We start from the raw sequence: 19,976 nt of genomic DNA, 5'->3' as shown, positions 1-19,976 counted from the left end.
ATAGGACACGAAAAAAGACAAACAGAGTAGTTTGTCTTTTTCTATACTTCTACCTATTGTATCAACCTTTTGAAAAATTCGTTTGCACCTCTTGAATTGGCCAATATCGTAAATCAACTTTACCGACAACTGTATCAGCTTTTACAAATCCAAAATGTCTACTATCCCAGCTCCCGAGGCGATTATCACCTACTACAAAAATATATCCAGGCGGCACCGAATTTTCTTTCGTTAACTCTTCTAGTTTAAAATCACCCGTTAGTTGTCGTCCATTTATCTCTTTCTTATATGTCTCTAAATAAGGTTCATCGACGAATTGTCCATTTATATACAGTTTATCATGCTTATATTCAATTTGATCCCCAGGTAGACCGATAATTCGTTTTACGTAGTCCTCTTTTTTATTCGCATGAAACACAACAACATCAAACCTGTTCAAGTCCCCTACTTGATAACTCACCTTATTTACAACGAGCATATTGCCATCTTGCAATGTTGGCATCATTGACTTCCCCTCTACAACGTACGTTGAAAAGAAAAACGTTCGAAAAAATACAGCTAATAATACACCAATTAAAATTGTTCGTATCCACTCTATGCCTTCTTTTTTCAAAGTTTTCTTCATCCGCTTCTCCCCTTACCCTTTAATAATGAAGCCTGCATTTATAAAGAAGACTATTCTTAATGTAGTTCTAACTTTACTTCGATTTTCTTGCCGACATACCATAAAATAAAAATACCAATTGCTACAATGACTGATTTCACCGGATTATGAATAAATGACATTAAATCATGACCGATATACGTTAAAATAAAAATCATCACAAGCTTTCCGAACGCGAGCGCAAGTCCAAACTGCTTTACACTAATGCGAGATAAACCAGCAACAACATTTATAAGCGCAGACGGTGTAAACGGAAAACAAAATATGACGAAAATTGGCGCAAACCCTTTCCTTTCAATCCACCCCATTGCCTTTCGTACTCTCTCATGCTTATTTACAAAAGAAAAGAAACGACTTCGGCCAAAATGGCGAATAATGAAAAAGACAAGTAAGGCGCCCATTACTGATCCAAGCCAAGAATAAAGAAAACCGAGCCAAAATCCAAATGCAACAGCATTCGCCAGTACAAATACGATGAGTGGCAATGCCGGAATCAACGCTTCTATCATCGGTAAACCAATACCAAGAAGTGGTCCGAACGCTTTATAGCTTTCAACAATATGATCCATATTTTCTGGTGAAAAATACTCTTTGATTGTCTGAAAATCCATTCTACACTTTACCCCTTTACTCTAAGTACTACCTCTACTGTATCATCGCTTATATGAAAGAGGAAATGGTAGATACGACATATGGAGATGTAATTATTAAGTTTCCATATCTTTCATTAGAATTCCTTCATTATTACGCTATGATAATCTATCAATATTCGACAAGACGTTTTGCGATTTTGGAAATGATCCTTTTGTTTTAGTGGCAAATTCCTCGGTAACTGAAATTATATCGGCGATTTTCTGAATATATCGATTGTAATTCGCATTTTATCAGCGATTTTTCAAATATATCAACCACAACTCGATTTTTATCAGCGATTTTTCGAATATATCGACTTACCGACAAAAGCTGACAAATAAAAAAGATGGGGGTTCCCCCATCCTCTCACATTTCGCCTTCCTTAACAAAATACACTTTCTCATATGCTGGTTTTAATCTAGATTCCTCATTTTTATCAATTAATTTGAAGGAAGGATTTCCTTGTTTTTTTCTACGATCTTCATATTCAGTACGCAATTTCGCTGTACGATTTTGTTGATTTTCAAAACTACTTTTTGATATTTCTAATTTCACAGCAAAGCCATTTATAAATCTAACAATTACATTTCCATCTTTTAACTCTTTATTACTTTCAATATAAAACTGAGACAACCAAGCGCATTCTTTTCTAGAGTAAGAATAAGTAGGAAAAAAATAAAGTTGATCTGCCGGACTAATTGCAATCGGTGCTTTATGTGTAATATGAGTTAACTCTTTCGTTCCTTCTTTTCTACCTAAGAAACTAGAGCCATGCTTGCGGCAACTTCTTTCTATAATATCTAGGGGCCTTTGAAATACGAAAAAAGAATCTTCCATCTCAACAACTCGTGTAACAATTTTCTTCTCACTTAGAATAACAGGAAGTAAGGCCATTGTATTTTTATTTACCACATAGTTTTCGACATAGCGTTCTACTTTACTTTCCATATTCTACTGTCTCCTTTTTTCCATTTATATTAGCAGCTGCATATATAATTTTAGCATCTATGAAAAGGAAATGGCTTACAGATTCCGCTTTTTTACAATACTTTATCATTTGTCAAATGTCTTTTAAATTATGAAATAACAATATATTAATTTTATAATAAAAAGCTATACAAAATGTATTTATACTACCTATAAATATTTACAACTGCTTCCTCATTTCGCATCATTACGACAATTAACTTTGCTATAATTAAAAGAAAAATCCAATAAATGGAGGTCCACTATGGAAGAAAAAGAAATGCAACCAACGATTCAAATGAAAAATAGTAGCATTGTGATCGTGAAAAATTCAGCTAGTATTATATTCGGTTTGTTTTTCATTCTACTATTCTTCGCAAAGCCTTTTCGTAAATCGAAATGCTCTGAATGTAAGAAACGTGAGAAGAACAAGATTGGAAAAGAAGAGTAAAAGGCCTTCCATTTCGGAAAGCCTTTTACTCTTCTTCGTCCTCAAAAAAAACGACTATTTTTTCTTATTCATCTGAAACGGGTGAATGAGATTTCTTCAATCGTATTTTGTAGATCTTCTTTATTCCCGCTATGAACATCGAGTATGACTTCATTTGTATACTTTTCCCCAAAATATAATCATTATGCTCGTATATTACAACAAAAAAAAGGATGGCAGCAGCCATCCTTTTTCCATAATGAACTATAAAATTATAGTTTGATTACGTTTTTAGCTTGAGGTCCACGGTTACCATCTTCGATTTCGAAGCTAACTTTTTGACCTTCTTCTAGAGATTTGAAACCTTCAGTTTCGATTGCAGAGAAATGTACGAATACATCGTTTTCGCCTGGAACTTCGATGAAACCGAATCCTTTTTCGTTGTTAAACCATTTTACTTGTCCTGTTACTGCCATAATTATTTCCTCCTAAAGAAAACACAATTTATTTTAGTCTTCCTGTATAAAAAAAGAATCCACACATTATCAAACACGAAACATAAACTAGTTCTCACATACTTTTTCTCGTTCGTTTTTCGGCACTTGATAATATATGGATTGCTTAATTTAACTATTCAACTGACTTCATCATAGCATACTTAAAATGAAATGTACAATCTTTTTTTGAAAATAACTGACAAATTAAATTGATTGTACATTCGTAAATAATTGATTTTAGTATGTGCGGATTTCACTATAAAGTGAACACATACATCATTCGAATGCGGTTACATCCATTATTCTGAAGTGTTACAATATAATCATTGGAGGGGATTATATGTCAAACTACACCAACGAAGAAAAGCTTACAGGGGGAAATGTATCAAATGTGTATCGTTCTGAAAATACTGTTCGGCGAGAATTAAAGCCAGGCAGTGCAAAAATTCATACATTATTACAGCACTTAGAAAACAAAGGGTTTCATCATGCCCCAAAGTTTTTAGGTGTAGATGAAAAAGATAGAGAGATTTTATCCTTTATTGAAGGAGAAGCTGGGAATTATCCGTTAAAAGAATATATGCGGTCTAATGCTGTTTTAAAAGAAATAGCAAAGATGCTCCGCCTTTATCATGATGCGGTAAGTGACTTTGCCTTATCAGATGAATGGCAACCGATGGATCGTACTCCAAATGACATTGAGGTTTTATGCCACAATGATTTTGCCATATATAACATTATTTTTCATGACGAGAAACCAGTAGGTATTATTGATTTCGATGTCGCTGCTCCTGGTCCAAGAATTTGGGATATCGCTTATACGCTTTATACTTGTGTACCTTTAAGTAGAGTGTATTATACAGAATCGGGTGAAGCAGTTCATTATGAATCGGCACAACATGCTAGCCGTATGAAAGAAAGAGTGAAATTGTTTGTGCAGTCCTACGGTAAAAGTATGGACGAAGATTACTTAGGAATAGTGTTACTACGATTAGAAGCATTATGTACATATATGAAAAGAAAAGCACAAGAAGGCGACTTGAATTTCCAAAGAATGATTGATGAAGGACATTTAGAGCATTATGAGAAAGATATGAAGTTTATTCGCGATCATAGAGCTGAGTGGATTTGATAATATCGTCTTTTTTGTCGGTAAGTCGATATATTTGAAAAACCGTTGATGTATTTCCATTTACTCTCGAATCTTTCCGAAAATAACAAGGGCACCCTTTAAAAAGGTACCCCTTCCTTTTATTTCGTAAATTGTGCTTCTTCTGTAGATCCTTTTAGCGCTGTCGTTGATGAAGTACCGCCTGTAATAACTTGTGCTACTTCATCAAAGTAACCTGTTCCTACTTCGCGTTGGTGACGAGTTGCAGAGTAGCCGTGTTTTTCTGCTGCGAATTCTGCTTGTTGTAGTTCAGAGTAGGCTGCCATACCGCGCTCTTTATAGCCACGTGCTAATTCAAACATGCCGTAGTTTAATGAGTGGAATCCAGCTAGTGTTACGAACTGGAACTTATAACCGTAAGATGCGATTTCTTTTTGGAAGCTTGCAATTGTTTTTTCATCTAATTTTTGTTTCCAGTTAAATGAAGGTGAACAGTTATATGCAAGCAATTTCCCTGGATGTTCTTTATGAATTGCGTCCGCAAATCGTTTTGCATCTTCTAAATTTGGTTCCGACGTTTCGCACCAAACGAGATCTGCATAAGGAGCGTATGCTAAACCACGTGCAATTGCTTGATCAAGACCTGCTTTCGTACGGTAAAATCCTTCTGGAGTTCTTTCTCCTGTAATAAATGCTTTATCAACTGGATCAATATCGCTCGTAATTAAATCTGCTGCATCCGCATCTGTCCTTGCAACGATAATTGTCGGCACTCCCATTACATCTGCTGCAAGGCGTGCCGAAATTAAATTACGCACCGCTGTTTGCGTTGGTAGTAATACTTTTCCGCCTAAATGGCCGCATTTTTTCTCTGAAGATAATTGATCTTCAAAGTGCACACCTGATGCACCTGCTTCAATCATACCTTTCATCAGTTCAAATACGTTTAATTGTCCGCCAAATCCCGCTTCTGCATCTGCTACAATCGGTACGAAATAATCTGTATCATCGCTTCCTTCCATATGCTGAATTTGATCCGCACGTTGAAGTGTTTGATTAATTCGTTTTACTACAGCAGGTACGCTATTCGCTGGATATAAACTTTGGTCTGGATACATATGTCCAGAAAGGTTCGCATCCGCAGCGACTTGCCATCCACTTAAATAAATTGCTTTTAGCCCCGCTTTCACTTGTTGCATCGCTTGGTTTCCTGTTAATGCGCCAAGTGCGTTAATATAATCTTCCGTATGAAGCGATGACCAAAGCTTTTCAGCACCGCGGCGCGCTAATGTATGTTCAATATCAATTGACCCACGCAAGCGAATTACATCTTCTGCCGAATATGGACGTGTAATCCCTTTCCAGCGCGTATCTAGTTCCCAGCTCTCTTGTAATTTCTCGATTCTTTCGTTTTTCATTTGTTCCATCCCCTTTTCATTTTTTATAAAATTTCATAACCCGGTAATGTTAAAAATGGTACGAATTCATCATTCCGAACGAGAGTTGTAAACAACGTTGTCGCCTCTTGGAATCTCCCTTTCTTAAAGGCTTCTTTACCAATCTCTCTTTCTATTTTCGCTAATTCTTCTTCTTTTAGCTCTTCCATCAATTCAAGCGTAATATTACGACCGTCATTTAGCTTTCCACCTTCATGACGAATCCATTGCCATACTTGTGCCCTAGAAATTTCCGCTGTTGCAGCATCTTCCATTAAGTTATAAATGGGTGCTGCTCCCCGTCCGCTTAACCAAGATGCAATATATTGAATACCTACGCTAATATTTAGGCGAAGCCCATTTTCTGTAATCGTTCCCACTGGTACTTCTAATAAATCCTTTTCTGTAACATGTATTTCTTCTCGTTTTCTAAAAATTTGATTCGGCGTTTTCATAATGTGATTAAATATTTCCATCGCGACTGGTACAAGTCCCGGGTGGGCAACCCAAGTCCCATCATGACCATCTAATGCTTCGCGCTCCTTATCAGCACGCACTTTTTCGAAAGCTGCTTCATTTGCTTCCGGATTATTTTTAATCGGAATTTGCGCTGCCATTCCTCCAATTGCCGGTGCATTACGACGATGACACGTTTGAATTACTTTTAAAGAATACGCGCGCATAAACGGCGCCGTCATGGTGACTTGCGCTCTATCTGGAAGTAAAAAGTCGTTATGATTACGGAAGCCCTTCAAAAAGCTAAAAATATAATCCCATCTCCCGCAGTTTAACCCCGCAGAATGATCTCTTAGCTCATACAAAATTTCATCCATTTCAAACGAAGCGTGAATTGTTTCCAGTAACACCGTTGCTTTGATCGTTCCATTTGAAATACCGATATATTTTTGAGCAAATACGAAAACATCATTCCATAACCTTGCTTCTAAATAGCTTTCCATTTTCGGTAAGTAAAAGTATGGTCCACTTCCTTTTGCTAAAAGAGCTTTCGCATTATGAAAGAAATAAAGTCCGAAATCTACTAAGCTACCAGACATATTCTTCCCATCAACTTGCATATGTTTTTCTTCTAAATGCCATCCTCTTGGACGCACAATCAATACAGCTGTTTTACTATTCAAACGATATTCTTTTCCGTTTTCATTTTTATGTGAAATCGTTCCCTCTACTGCATCTCGTAAGTTTATTTGACCTTCAATCGCATTTTCCCAAGTTGGTGAATTCGAATCTTCAAAATCCGCCATAAAAAGATGTGCTCCTGAATTTAAAGCATTAATAACCATCTTTCTATCTACTGGTCCAGTAATCTCTACGCGGCGATCCTCTAAATCTTTTGGCAATTTAGCAATTGTCCAATCCGCTTCACGTATACGTTTTGTTTCTTCTAAAAACTTCGGAAACTCTCCTGCATCAATTCTCTCTTGTTTCTCCACACGTTTTTGTAAAAGCTCTATACGGCGCTCATTGAAATTTCCATGTAGTTCCTTTAAAAAACTAAGCGCCTCAGGTGTCAATATTTCGTTGTACGCTGGTAACATTTCTCCGGGCAATGTAACCCGTGAAGTTTGCGTCGACATATTAGCATCCCCTTCTTAAACTGTTTTATAACAGATTTGATTTTATGTTTTATATTATATAACAAATCTTCAGAAAAGGAAGTTTTTTTTGAATATTTAATCGTTTTTTTTACAAAACTGTATTCTCCCACCGTCATTACACATAAAAAAAAGAAGCCAGTGTTATACAACACTGGCTTCTTTTTTATTATTTATTCAAACATTGAATTAAATAAGAACTGCGCATATTGTTCACGTGTTACTTTCATGTTCGGAGCGAAGTTACCCTTCCCATCTCCTACTGAAATACCATTTGAGCCTACTGCATTAATCGCATTTTCTGCCCAATGTCCCTTTGGTACATCTTTAAATCCTGCTGTTCCTTTTACTTCTAATCCAAATGCTCTCGTAAGAACTTGCGCCATTTCTGCACGTGTTAACGTAGCTTTTGGTCTGAAGTTTCCATTCTCGTCACCTGTAAAGATACCTAATTCTGTTACTGCTAAAACTTCAAAAGGAAACATCGTTGAGTTCTCACCAACAATATCATTATATGGGCTTTCTAATACCTCATCTTCTCCAAATTCTTCATCAAGATCCAGTGCACGATAAATTAAAGCAGCTACTTGTTCACGATTTACGTTATGTCCAAAACCGAACACACCATTTCCATAACCAAGCATAATTTCGTGTTCTGCTAAAGTTTGAATTGCTTCATAAGACCAATGTCCTGCTGGTACATCTTTAAAGATTGCCTGACTTGCTTGTTGTGGCTTTGCAGCTAATTCAGCTTTTGCTGTAGTCCCCTCAGCACTAAATGCTACTCCACCCATAATTGTTAAAGCTGTTGCTACTTTTAGAATTTTTTTCTTCAAAGTATTCTCTCCCTAAAAACATATTTTTTTCTAATATAAAGAATTAACGAAAGCGTAACAATACAATTCCCATGTGATTTTTGTCTAATTTATGAACTATATTTCATATACTTTTATTTACACTATATTAATAATAAAGTTACTAAATCGCATATTTAAGCAACAAAAAGTTACTTTATCCAATCTCTTCTTATCCACTAAATTCCAACAAATAAATTATGAACAGAAAATCGATATACTTATAAATAATATAAAACAAGAAAAAGCGTGGGATTTCCGCGCTTTTTTCTTGTTTTATATTATATTGATATAATTTAAATGTCCTTATATTTTAACTTTCATTCATAATCTTCATCTTTTACAGGAAAATAAAAAACAGCTCTATTTAAAAACGTTGCATATTGCTCACGTGTTACAACTGTATTCGGTTCAAATTTCCCATTTCCTGTTCCTACTATGACATGATTAGACTGCAGTGCACTAATCGCATTTTTTGCCCAATGATTACTTGGTACATCTTTAAATGTATGATTCTTCTTCACTTCAAATGTAAATGCCTTTGTAAGAATTTGCGCCATTTCTGCACGTGTTACTGGTGCGGCTGGTCTAAAGTTTCCTTTTTCATCGCCGTTAAAAATACCATGCTTTGTTAATACTAAAATTTCATCTAAAAACATTGTTGCCCTCTCAGAAATATCTTTATATGGATTCTTTAAAGGTCCTTCTTTTTTCAAATTCAATGTACGATAAAGTACTGCTGCTACTTGTTCTCGTGTTACATTATCTCCTACACCAAACTTACCATTTCCATAGCCTAACATTACTTTATTGTATACTACGTCCATTATATCGTCATATGCCCAGTAATTTACTGGAACATCATCAAACACAATCATTTCTGGATATTCTTCTGCTTTTACGTTTGGAACATTTGTACTTATAAACAAGCCGCCCATAATAGTTACCGTTGCCATTATACGTAACATGTTCTTCTTCATTGCCCTCTCCCCTTTATCTCCATTTGAAAAAACGGAAAATAATAGACTGAAATCCTTTCCAATATTACATATGTTGCCTTCGCACCCATTATGCAATATATTACATTTAAAAAATCTATTATTGTGAAAATCACTACTAAAGGAGAGCCAATTCGCTCTCAGTTTCAATTTTTATACCGAATTGTACGCAAATCATTTCCCTTTCCTATCGTCATTTAAAGGTGTTTCTATACATTAAATATTCTACTTTCTAAAAAAGAAATCCTTCACATTTTAAAAGTTCATTTTCTAGACAAAAAACGCAAATATATGTTGTTACTCCTTATATATCGACGTTTCGACAAAGAATATCAACTGGACTACAACATACGAAAATAATAACCTATCTATTAATAAAAGCCCATAATGAGCGGAGGATATCTCCTCTACAAATTATGAGCTTTCTCTTTATCTATTCCATTTTCCCTGGAGAATTATCAATTGATCGTTGTAAAAACTTCGCAAATTGCCCGCGTGTAACGAGCATTTCAGGCTCGAACTTTCCATCTCCCGTTCCTACCGCAACTTTATTAGACTGTAATGCGCTAATTGCATCTCTTGCCCAATGGTTTTCTGGTATATCTGTAAATGTATGTGGACTCTTTGTTTTCAACTCGTATGCTTTCGTTAAAATTTGTGATAACTCTGCACGAGTCAGTGTTGCTTTCGGACGGAAATTCCCATTTTCGTCTCCTTTAAAAATACCAAGCTGTGTTAAGTGTAAAATTTCGTAAGGGAACATGGTTGATTTCACACTAATATCTCCATATGGATTCTCATTAATTACACTTCCTTTTACATGAAGTGCGCGATGTAATACTGCCGCCGCTTGCTCACGTGTTATATGATCTTCTACCCCAAACTTACCATTTCCATACCCATACATAATGCGATGATATACTAAATTCGTAATTTCATCATATGCCCAATGACCTGTTGTTACATCATCAAACTCTATCATAATATTAGGACCAGATTTTTCGATAACATCTGTATTTGCAGACACACCGTTTGCACTTACAAATATTCCTCCCATTAAAGTTAACGATGTCGCTATCTTTACTAGCTTTTTCATCTCTCTCATCTGCCTTTTCCTTTATTTTCCTACAATTTATATTGTACAAAAAATATCGAAATTATCAATAGCATACAGTTGAAATCATTTAAAATTCAGAATACAACTTTTCTTTTACCGCTATTTTTTCATCCTTCGTTTTTTGAAAAGAAAATGCCATCCCTAAAAAGATAAGAACAATCCCTACTACTTGCATACTAGTCGGTCTAAAGCCGGTAAAGACTGTATCTAATAGTATTGCAACCGCAGGATCTAAAAACACTAATACAGAAATTAATCTCGTCGATAAACCTCTTAAACTATCAAAAAATAAGTAATATACAAATCCCGTATGTATAAGACCTGTCGCTGTGATCATCATCCAGTTCATCTCTGTTAACCCTTGAAACTTGCCAAAGTCTACGAATGGTAGCAATAAAAATATACCTAAAAATGTTTGTAAAAATGTCATCGCATATGCGCTCGTATGCTGAATTCCTTTTCCTAATAAAGTGGTAAAAGCATAAAATAATGCTGCAAGAAGTGCCCATACCATTCCAGATGACATCAGTTTTTCGAGCGATAGATTTCCATCTACTCCAGCTACTAAAACTGTACCGATAAAACAAATGACAATGGACATAACAGCAAACACTGTAAGTCTCTCTTTAAATACAATACTACCAATCATTAATACGATAATGGGTGCAAGATGATAAACTGAAATCGCAATTGTAATCGACATAACTTCAAACGCTTTAAATAAAAATACCCAGTTAAAAACGAGAAATACACCGCATGCTAATATTTGCATTACTTCTTTTTTATTCCATTTCTCACTTTTATACTGTCCTGTTACGAGCCAACATAATGCTAAAAATATAGTCGCACAAATGCAACGAACGAATACTAGTTCAAAAGACGGTAAACCTGTTTGAGTAGAAAAAAATCCAATTGATCCGAAAATAGACATCGAAAGGATCATTTTTATAGCTGGCATTGATTTTTTATTGAACACCCTTTCTCTCCTCCTATAACCTACCTTTTACAAACGAAAAATCTCCAACACATTACGTATTATTATATATTAGAATTAGAAAATTGTAAAAAATTAGAATATACAAAATAGCATCCTCACAAAATTCCCATAAAAAAATCATCCTTTTTTACATAGGATGATCTTTTTATTCATTGAGAAGAATTTTTCTATATTAAAACTTAAATATACTACTACTTTTGAAGAGTAAATTGGGCAACTATTTGTTTTAATCCTCCTGCTGCATTATGCATATGTTCAATTGAAACCGAGATCTCTTGAACAGATTTTTCTTGCTGTTGAATAGACTCTTTTACCCTATCAGTTCGGTCAGATGATCTTTGGGAAATTTGAGCCATGTCTTCTGCAGAAGCCGAAATCTCTTCACTACTCGCTGCAATTTCATCTGTAGACATAGATACCGTTTGAATTTGCTCAGATACTTGCTGTACTTTTTCTGTAATTTTTCCAAATACTTTTTCTGTATGCATTACTACTTGTGTACCTGCCTGTACCTCATTATCTACTTTCCCCATCATATGTACCGTATGGTTCGTTGTTCCCATAACTTGAGTAATAAGCTTCTCAATTTGTTTTGCAGAATCACTAGATTGTTCTGCTAATTTTCTTACTTCATCTGCCACAATTGCAAATCCTCTACCACTTTCCCCAGCACGTGCAGCCTCAATTGCGGCGTTTAATGCTAATAAGTTAATTTGAGCGGTAATACCTTGCATAACATCAATAATTTTAACAATTTCTTCTGATTGTTCTTTCATAGTCTCTACTTGTTTCACACCGTTATGTACTGAATTTTGGATTGTATCCATCTGTTGAATCATTTTTTTCATTAATTTGTTACCACTCTCTGCATCTAATGCTGATTGAGCAGACAATTCATTTACAGAGGATGATGTATTCACTATACTCTGCATTCCTTGTGTCAACTCTTCCATCGCACCCGCAGTTTGCTCCATTGCTTGCATTTGACTCTCTGCGCCATTTGCAACTTCTTCAATATCTGTAGTGATTTTCTTCGCTGCACCACTAGATACTTCCGATGCAGATACTACTCCGTCTGCATGTTGGAATAAAAGCTGAATATTATTCTCTACTTCTTGCATATTTGTTCTTAGCCCTGCAATCATTTCGTTAAAATCACTTACTAATACACCTAATTCATCCTTAGCATTATACTCACCATGTACAGTTAAATCTCCTTCTTTTGCTCTTTCCATCATACGACTAACCGTTTGTAAAGGAGCAACTATAAGCTTGCTAATAATATAACTTACTATACATATAATGACTGTAGTAACTACTACAAGAATGATAAAAGTAATAACGGACCGATCTATCATTTTTTGAGAATCTTTAAATACTTGGTCAGCTAAATTTGAAACATACGCTTCTAGATCTACAGCATAACTAGCTAACTCTACTCCCTTCGGTTTTAATTCCTTATGAAATTCGTTTACCATTTGAGATTCATTTGTTACCTTCGCTTTATCAAACAACTTCTTATATGTCTCCATATAACTTGGCAAAGATTTCTTCATCTTCTGAAACAGTTCATCCTCTTGCTTACTTAAATTAAAGCCATCATCATATTCTTTTAATAAAGAATCATATTTTTCAAGATCCTTTTCAATATTACCAATAATCCCCTCTTTATTTGTCCCCTCATTTGGTGACGCTGTAATTAATTCTAGTAAGTTATACTCTAGTGAATTTTGTGTACGAAGCATTCCTTCTAATAAAACTACAGAATGTTGATAATCATCTACTACAATCTCTGTATCATGCTTAATCTTGTTAATAGAATTAATTGCTACGCAGCTCATAATTACCATGCTCAATACTGCTAATGAAATAAGCGATAATAATTTATATTTCACTTTTAAATTTTTTAAAAAATACATTTTTTCACCTTTATTCCTTTATATATAGATTTTTAGAATTTTATAGCTTATTATTTACAAAATCACAATAAAAAGCAATGATAAATATTCCCAATACCAAACTTATATTTCTATAAAAAAGAAGTAGCATAATCGCTACTTCTTGTTTTTTTGTTTCTCATATTGTTCAAACGTATGAATTCTTTCGAAAATCGGTGGATGTGTGTATAAGAAAAATTTTACTAACGCAGGTGGATTCACTTGGCTTAAGCTTGTTTTTGATAAATATTGAAACGTTCTCACACCAGATTTTCCATCTTTCGTCATATTTAAAGCATATTGATCTGCCGCTCGTTCTTCTATTCGTGAAACGTAGTTTGTTGCTGGTTGCGATGCAAAAGAGAGTACAGAAGAAATTAAGAAAAATAAAGGTAAAATTGAGAAACATGCTACTTTTGAAATTTGCAGCGTATCTCCCCATTTTCGAATACACATATTTATAATACGACTAATTAAATACATACCTATAAACGATATGAAAATATAACTTGCAACGCCCCAATATATATGTTTCATTACGTAATGTCCCATTTCATGGGCCATTATAAATAAAATCTCTTTATCTTTTAATTGCTGAAGTGTTGTATCCCACATTACAATACGAAGGTTTTTTCCAAGTCCTGTTACATATGCATTTAACGAATTCGTTTTTTCCGACATATTTACTTCATATACATGTTCAGATGGAATATCAGCTTTATCTGCCATCGCTAAAATTTTCGTTTCTAATTCTTTATTTTGTAGCGTCGAGAAGTCATTATAAAGTGGGTCAATAACGACTGGCTGCACAAATGTTAAAAAGATTGTAAATGGTACAGAGAGCGCCCATCCTGCTAGCCACCATCGCTTCGGAAATTTGCGAATAAGCCATAACAAAACAGTAACAATGAGTAACATCGTCGCATAATTCACCCAAAAATCAATAACATGATCTTTTATCCAGCTTTGTGTACTTTGCGTTGAAATGCCGTAATCAACGGATACTTTTCGGCTAATCCATTGCATCGGCAGGGCTAGAACTGTTGTGAGTAGTGATAAATAAAAGAAATAAATCGCAACTTGCAGGACACTTATTTTCGTCGTTTCCTTCGACCATTTCTCAAACTTTCTTGAAACACCGAGCACAAGTACAAATAATAAAATAATCCATTCAAGAGGCGTCGCTAAAAAGTATAGTAAATTTTTCACGCGCGAATAATCTTGGCTTAGCGTAAGCTCTCTTGCATTCATAAACGTTTCTGGATCTGCCTTTGTTCCTTTATACATGTCCGGAATCAGTTCATGATTCCATCCAAATAAATACCAATATATAAGCAACGCAAACCCAACGTACAAAAAAAGCGACCACCCAATAACCTTCCTCACGCTATTCCCTCCTCTATGCTGCCTGTCTATTATTATTGTAAGTTCGTACATGCTAAATTAGAACAAGCTTATTACGTGAATTGCTCGAGATCCTTTTATTTACATAAAAAAACTCTTCTACAAAAAGAAGAGTTTTACCTACCTTTAGACACTTTCTTCGGTTCATACTCTGGAATAAGAAACGTACTTACAACCCAACATATTAAACCAGCGCCTTTTATATAGCGTATATATTCATAGTCCTGAAAAAATAACGTCGTTACAATAAGTGTAAAAAATCCAATTAAAACTAGTACGTATCCTAGTTGCTTTTTAGATAACATAACGTGTCTCCTTAAGGAAGTACATCCACTAATAAACTAAAATCTTGTAGAGAAAAAGTACTATATTTCATAATACCTTGTACAGCTAAAAGTAAAATAAGACCGGTCACACACATATAATTAACGCTTTCTTCACTCTTTTTTTCAGCAACTATTCCGCCGCTTATACATAATATTCCTAACAAATGGAGTGCTAAATACATAAAGAAATAAGCTTCCTCCCAGCGAAGAATAACATTGACTGTCGTTATCAGCACTATACTAAGCACAATCAAATAAAAAAACTTATTTGATGATATTGTTTCATTCATATAATTTTATACATCCCTTTCAATTGCCTTATTCATCTCATTTATCCCGCTATTTGAGGGCAGTAAAACTCCCACATCAAAATTCAGTTGGAGCAAAGAAGTTAGGTCAGAGTCGAGCTGTCCGTAAACGCCAGATTGATGATGGCTAATTATAGTTTCACTTTATCCCCCACTACATCTGAAAAACTCTTTTCCTGCTCTACATATATAGCTGGCATTTCTTTATTCCAATATTTGCGGTTAACAAATAAAAAGATGAGTACTAAGTTTAATCCCGTTATAAAAATAAGAAGTCCTGGAAAGAACGTCGTATAATTTGAGAAATCTGCAAAACTCATTATCTCTTCTTTATTTATTAGAAAAGAAGCACCGATTACAAATGCATTGTTTAACATGTGAATAGCAATTGGCATGAGTAAGCTATTTGTACGAATATATACGATTGATAGTACAACGCTAAATACAACTGCACCTAGGAAATCAACATGTAACAACGCAAACAACATCGCTACTACAATGATCGCTATACTCGTTCCCCATTTTGCTGCAAAGCGTTGCAGTAAAAATCCCCGAAAAACAAATTCACCAATAATCGGTGCGATGAATACGACCATAATAAACTGATATACATATCCCCCTGTACTATCTATAATCGGTTCACGTAATGCGCTCATAATAAATTCCGGTGTAATCCATGCAAAGCTATACATGTACAAAATAAGATATCCATAACTAAATACGCATAACATAATCGCAATGTATAAAACTTGCACCAGGTTAAATGTTTCATTTTTATTAACAAATAATGAAAATGAAACACGGTGTTTTCTATATTCATAAAAAATCCATATAATCGGAAGGATATAGAATATAAGAATATTTATAAAAGTAGAATTTTGCATATGAAATGTATTTTCTATTAATTCATTACTACCTCTTACTACTAAAATTAATAGTGCAAATACAATTAAAAAATATCTAGCTCGCATCGTTTGAAACGGATTCACACTCATCTCCTCCCCTATGTTCTTTTATCATATCATTTGATTCTTAATTTTTTGCGAAAGAAAACCTTAAAATTCCCTTAAAAATTCCATAAATTATAGAAAGATGATATGATATTCGAGGAAATTAGGAGGGATTTTTTATGTACCAAGCAAATATTTTGCTCGTTGATGATGAAACAGCAATTTTACAATTACTAACTACCATCCTTGAAAAAGAAGGTTTTTCTCATATTACAACTGCAACATCCGCTGAAATAGCTTTATCTCTCACCGAGCAAAACGATTACGATTTAATTATTTTAGATGTCATGCTTCCTGGACAATCTGGTTTTGATATTTGTCCAATCATTCGCCAAAAAACAGATTGCCCTATCTTCTTCCTCACAGCTAAAACATCTGATTTAGATAAAATATCTGGATTTTCACACGGTGCAGATGATTATATTACGAAGCCGTTTAATCCACTTGAAGTAGTAGCTCGAATGAAAGCACAACTCCGAAGACATATGAAACAAGCAGTACCACACGAACAAAAAGCACACTCCAGTTCATTTGGCAGATTTGAAATTGATCGATATTCCGCAGAGCTTACAGTAGGTGGACATGTTGTCGAATGTTCCGCCCAGCTATTTCAGCTATTACTCTTCTTTTGCGAGAATCCGAACTACGTATTTTCGAAAGAAGAAATATACGAAAAAGTTTGGGGAGCACCTGCCTATAATGGCGATGATAATACCGTTATGGTTCACATTCGAAAACTACGTGAAAAAATTGAACAAGACCCAAGTAAACCAGAATATATAAAAACCGTTCGCGGACTTGGCTATAAGTTCATTACAAAGTAGGGTGACGATATGAATTTTAATAAACGACTTATTATCCAGTTTATCCTGCAACACGTATTTGTTTTAGTTACATTACTGCTTGCTGTAGTAGCTGCTTTCACTTATTTAATTTTCCTTGTTACTAGTACTTCATACGAACCGAATATTCCAGATGCTGCTAATTTTATGATTGCAAGATATATCTCTTCAGAAGATGGCGATATTTCGTTAAAAGCTGAAGTAAAAGACTTAATTAAAGAAAAAAATGATTGGATTCAAGTTGTAGAGGAAAATGGAAAAGTTCTCTATCACTTTAATACGCCGAGTGACGTACCGACATCTTATACGAAAACATCTTTATTCTCGTATATACAGAATCATATAGAAAGCCCTTATACATTTACATATTGGGAAATTGAACTAGAAGAAAAGAACGTACTTGTTATATACGGCGGTATGTTAAAAAGCAATGTATTACTGAAAAAAATACAGAAAGAGCACCCCTCTGTATCTACGGATTCGTTCATATTAACAGAAGAAGAAAAACAGTTACTTTCTAAAGAAAAAGCAGCACTTCAAATCTTTAATAGTGATGGCGAAGAAGTATTCTCCTATCCAGATGGAAAGAAAAAAACGTTTTCTGTCATACAAGCTGCTCTTAGCGAAAAGGAACCGTGGAATCATAAAGAAAACACGTCTAGCTTTTATGACACAAATAGCAATCATCTTCTTGTTGTAACTGCCAAAAATGAGTACTACTACCCAGATGATGAAATAGACGATGTATTTACTAAAAAGTTTCTAATCGGATGCGGATTAATCCTTCTTATCGTATTTGTTTATTTAGTCATTCTTTCTATTTGGTACGGTAATAAATTTGGAAAACCGTTACTCCATGCGATGCGCTGGCTTAAAAACATCGCTGGTGGAAAGTACGAAGAACCTGTTAGTAAAAAAGGGAAACCTGTCAGGTTCCGGCGATCCGGTAAAGAAAAATGGTCATTCCGCTTATTTAGTGATGTGACAAATTCACTAGAACACCTTTCTATTACACTCAAAAAAAATGATGCGATGAGGCAAGTACTGCAGCAAACACGTGAAGAATGGATTACCGGTCTCACACATGATTTAAAAACACCACTTAGTTCTATATATGGCTACGCATTATTACTAGAATCACAGCAGTACAACTGGACTGATCGCGACATTCAACAATTCGGCAGCGTTATGAAAGAGAAATCTCAATATATGACGACATTAATCGATGACTTAAGCTTAACGTATCAATTAAAAAATAACAGTCTTCCTGCGCAGCATGTAAACATTGAAATGAATCAATTCGTCCAAAAAGTATTATTACAATTCATTAATAATCCGACACTTCAAAATCAAAATATTGAATTCGTACCAAGCTCAAATAAAATTCAATATTTCATTGAAGAAAAATGGTTCCAGCGTATTATCGAAAACTTACTCGTAAACGCTGTAAAACATAATAATGAAACGACAAATGTGAGCGTAAAACTTTCCCAAAACACTACTTCATTTACACTCTCTATTTCAGATAACGGAAAAGGAATGGATGACAAAACGAAAGAGCTTCTATTTGAGCGATATTACAGAGGAACCAATACAGAAGAAAGTAACATCGGAACTGGGCTTGGCCTCGCTATTACGAAACAGCTCGTTCATGCTCATAACGGAACGATTTCTATTGAGAGCGAACTTTGGAAAGGAACAACGATTATACTTGTGTTCCCATTTCATTCGTAGAAAAGACGCTAAGTGGCGTCTTTTCTTTTGGCGGAGTTCAGCAGTACATGAAATTATATTAGCGATTTTCAAGATATATCGACTTATCGACAAATATCGCAACCTATATGAAAAAAGCGAACCACGCAGTGGCTCGCTTTTCTTTCTATTACTTCTTCTTCACCGGTATCCAAAGTTCAATTTGAGCGAACTCACTTTTATCTGCATGGGAACGCTCATCGTATAGCTCAAACTCATTAACGCCGCAATGTTCGTACCCTGAGTGCGGGAACCATTCTGAGAATACAGCATTCCACGTTTGGTGGATAGACGATACCATTTCTTCATGAGGAACTTTCGGTGTTGTAAATACAGCATATGTCGCTGCTGGGAAAGTACGCTTCGCAACTTCATTTGGTACATTTTCAAACCCTGTAACTTCCATTCCAATTATATAAGTGAAGTCCCCTGTTTCTAAATTAAAATCAGTACATAATCCAAGCTCTACCCATTGGCTCGTATCTTTACGATTCGGAATTGTCGTTCCAAGATCTTTTTGTAAATATTCTTGCCAAAATGCTGGGATGTCTTGATGGTTTTTCCCTTCTTTACTTGTCGTCTTCAGTTCATAACCCGCCACTAAAAATTCTGGTTTATTTACAATACGATATTCCATTTGTATGCCTCCTAAATATGGATTTAATTTTCTTTGCTTTACATTCACGCTGTAATACATCGGTGTTTCAATTTCTTGTTTTCGATATTCACTCGGTGTCATTTGAAATAATTTTTTAAAGGCTCTCGTGAACGTTTCATGAGATTGAAAGCCATGCTCAAACGCAATATCAATAACTTTTTCATCCGTATGAGAAAGTTGATAAGCTGCCCGGGCTAACCTCCTCTTTCGAACATACTCCATTACTGTATCACCTACTAACGCCTGAAATACACGATGAAAATGAGACTCAGAAAAACCTGCAATACGTGCTAAATTACGCAACGTCTGTTTTTCCATGACATCTTCTTCAATATAATTAATTGACCTTTGAATTTGTGTTTCATAGCTTTCCATCTCTGTTCACCCGCCTTATATGTATTATGATAAAAGAGAATCCTATCC

20 protein-coding genes and 1 pseudogene are annotated in these 19,976 nt (G+C 34.9%); 4 read left to right on the top strand and 17 right to left on the bottom strand.

What is annotated here, in order from left to right; translation table 11 throughout:
• Nucleotides 1-61: 61 nt before the first annotated feature.
• The 3 genes from lepB to J0835_RS05890 all read right to left on the bottom strand — a co-directional run bounded on the left by lepB (nucleotide 62) and on the right by J0835_RS05890 (nucleotide 2,245).
• Nucleotides 62-625, bottom strand: a complete 564-nt coding sequence (gene lepB, locus J0835_RS05900) for a signal peptidase I (protein ID WP_000751908.1) — start codon at nucleotides 623-625, stop codon at nucleotides 62-64.
• 56 nt (nucleotides 626-681) lie between these two features.
• The gene (locus J0835_RS05895; protein ID WP_000347517.1) at nucleotides 682-1,275 is read right to left on the bottom strand and encodes a TVP38/TMEM64 family protein; all 594 of its coding nucleotides are present in this window, start codon (nucleotides 1,273-1,275) and stop codon (nucleotides 682-684) included.
• Nucleotides 1,276-1,663: 388 nt separating this feature from the next.
• Nucleotides 1,664-2,245: a competence protein ComK gene (locus tag J0835_RS05890; RefSeq protein ID WP_087979762.1), complete on the bottom strand. Its 582-nt coding sequence runs from the start codon at nucleotides 2,243-2,245 to the stop codon at nucleotides 1,664-1,666.
• 283 nt (nucleotides 2,246-2,528) lie between these two features.
• Here J0835_RS05890 and J0835_RS05885 point away from each other — a divergent pair, with 283 nt between their 5' ends.
• Nucleotides 2,529-2,714 (top strand): hypothetical protein, encoded by a 186-nt coding sequence (locus tag J0835_RS05885; protein WP_087979761.1) that lies wholly within the window; start codon nucleotides 2,529-2,531, stop codon nucleotides 2,712-2,714.
• Between the two features lie 251 nt (nucleotides 2,715-2,965).
• Here J0835_RS05885 and cspA read toward each other — a convergent pair whose 3' ends face one another.
• On the bottom strand, nucleotides 2,966-3,169 hold the full coding sequence (cspA, locus tag J0835_RS05880) for an RNA chaperone/antiterminator CspA (RefSeq protein WP_000301521.1): 204 nt from the start codon (nucleotides 3,167-3,169) through the stop codon (nucleotides 2,966-2,968).
• Between the two features lie 361 nt (nucleotides 3,170-3,530).
• Between cspA and J0835_RS05875 the strand changes: the two genes are divergently transcribed.
• Nucleotides 3,531-4,322 carry a phosphotransferase gene (locus tag J0835_RS05875; protein WP_087979760.1) on the top strand — a complete coding sequence of 264 codons (792 nt, stop codon included), beginning with the start codon at nucleotides 3,531-3,533 and terminating at the stop codon, nucleotides 4,320-4,322.
• A 119-nt stretch (nucleotides 4,323-4,441) separates the two neighbouring features.
• Here J0835_RS05875 and aceA read toward each other — a convergent pair whose 3' ends face one another.
• The 12 genes and pseudogenes from aceA to J0835_RS05820 form a co-directional block, all read right to left on the bottom strand.
• Nucleotides 4,442-5,719 (bottom strand): isocitrate lyase, encoded by a 1,278-nt coding sequence (aceA, locus tag J0835_RS05870; protein ID WP_000787360.1) that lies wholly within the window; start codon nucleotides 5,717-5,719, stop codon nucleotides 4,442-4,444.
• Between the two features lie 23 nt (nucleotides 5,720-5,742).
• On the bottom strand, nucleotides 5,743-7,332 hold the full coding sequence (gene aceB, locus J0835_RS05865; RefSeq protein ID WP_087979759.1) for a malate synthase A: 1,590 nt from the start codon (nucleotides 7,330-7,332) through the stop codon (nucleotides 5,743-5,745).
• A gap of 191 nt (nucleotides 7,333-7,523) precedes the next feature.
• Nucleotides 7,524-8,186, bottom strand: a complete 663-nt coding sequence (locus tag J0835_RS05860) for an S-layer homology domain-containing protein (protein WP_087979758.1) — start codon at nucleotides 8,184-8,186, stop codon at nucleotides 7,524-7,526.
• Nucleotides 8,187-8,524: 338 nt separating this feature from the next.
• Entirely contained in the window at nucleotides 8,525-9,184 is a 660-nt protein-coding gene (locus J0835_RS05855; RefSeq protein WP_087979757.1) for an S-layer homology domain-containing protein, read from the bottom strand.
• A 451-nt stretch (nucleotides 9,185-9,635) separates the two neighbouring features.
• Nucleotides 9,636-10,307, bottom strand: coding sequence for an S-layer homology domain-containing protein (locus tag J0835_RS05850; RefSeq protein ID WP_087979756.1), 672 nt, complete (start codon nucleotides 10,305-10,307; stop codon nucleotides 9,636-9,638).
• A 79-nt stretch (nucleotides 10,308-10,386) separates the two neighbouring features.
• Complete coding sequence (locus J0835_RS05845; RefSeq protein WP_087979755.1) at nucleotides 10,387-11,295, bottom strand: DMT family transporter; 909 nt, start codon at nucleotides 11,293-11,295, stop codon at nucleotides 10,387-10,389.
• A 212-nt stretch (nucleotides 11,296-11,507) separates the two neighbouring features.
• Nucleotides 11,508-12,299 (bottom strand): methyl-accepting chemotaxis protein, encoded by a 792-nt coding sequence (locus J0835_RS29180; RefSeq protein ID WP_442893517.1) that lies wholly within the window; start codon nucleotides 12,297-12,299, stop codon nucleotides 11,508-11,510.
• Between the two features lie 156 nt (nucleotides 12,300-12,455).
• A pseudogene (locus J0835_RS29175) lies at nucleotides 12,456-13,235 on the bottom strand (MCP four helix bundle domain-containing protein); the annotation flags it as partial.
• Nucleotides 13,236-13,370: 135 nt separating this feature from the next.
• Nucleotides 13,371-14,639, bottom strand: a complete 1,269-nt coding sequence (locus tag J0835_RS05835; RefSeq protein WP_140386697.1) for a M48 family metallopeptidase — start codon at nucleotides 14,637-14,639, stop codon at nucleotides 13,371-13,373.
• 134 nt (nucleotides 14,640-14,773) lie between these two features.
• Complete coding sequence (locus J0835_RS05830; protein ID WP_000949426.1) at nucleotides 14,774-14,962, bottom strand: hypothetical protein; 189 nt, start codon at nucleotides 14,960-14,962, stop codon at nucleotides 14,774-14,776.
• Between the two features lie 11 nt (nucleotides 14,963-14,973).
• On the bottom strand, nucleotides 14,974-15,273 hold the full coding sequence (locus J0835_RS05825; RefSeq protein WP_087979752.1) for a hypothetical protein: 300 nt from the start codon (nucleotides 15,271-15,273) through the stop codon (nucleotides 14,974-14,976).
• Between the two features lie 149 nt (nucleotides 15,274-15,422).
• Nucleotides 15,423-16,286, bottom strand: coding sequence for a CPBP family intramembrane glutamic endopeptidase (locus J0835_RS05820; RefSeq protein WP_087979751.1), 864 nt, complete (start codon nucleotides 16,284-16,286; stop codon nucleotides 15,423-15,425).
• A 134-nt stretch (nucleotides 16,287-16,420) separates the two neighbouring features.
• Here J0835_RS05820 and J0835_RS05815 point away from each other — a divergent pair, with 134 nt between their 5' ends.
• Nucleotides 16,421-17,125, top strand: a complete 705-nt coding sequence (locus tag J0835_RS05815; protein ID WP_087979750.1) for a response regulator transcription factor — start codon at nucleotides 16,421-16,423, stop codon at nucleotides 17,123-17,125.
• Between the two features lie 9 nt (nucleotides 17,126-17,134).
• A complete protein-coding gene (locus J0835_RS05810) occupies nucleotides 17,135-18,877 on the top strand; it encodes a sensor histidine kinase (protein ID WP_087979749.1) in 1,743 nt (580 codons plus the stop codon).
• A 148-nt stretch (nucleotides 18,878-19,025) separates the two neighbouring features.
• On the opposite strand, the gene J0835_RS05805 is transcribed toward J0835_RS05810, so the two are convergent.
• Entirely contained in the window at nucleotides 19,026-19,928 is a 903-nt protein-coding gene (locus tag J0835_RS05805) for an AraC family transcriptional regulator (RefSeq protein WP_087979748.1), read from the bottom strand.
• Between the last annotated feature and the right edge of the window lie 48 nt (nucleotides 19,929-19,976).

This window comes from Bacillus cereus group sp. Sample62, from assembly GCF_036851315.1.
In the GTDB taxonomy this organism is placed as follows: domain Bacteria; phylum Bacillota; class Bacilli; order Bacillales; family Bacillaceae_G; genus Bacillus_A; species Bacillus_A wiedmannii.
Note: the sequence above shows the minus strand (reverse complement) of the source record. Positions and strands in the feature narration are given on the sequence as shown.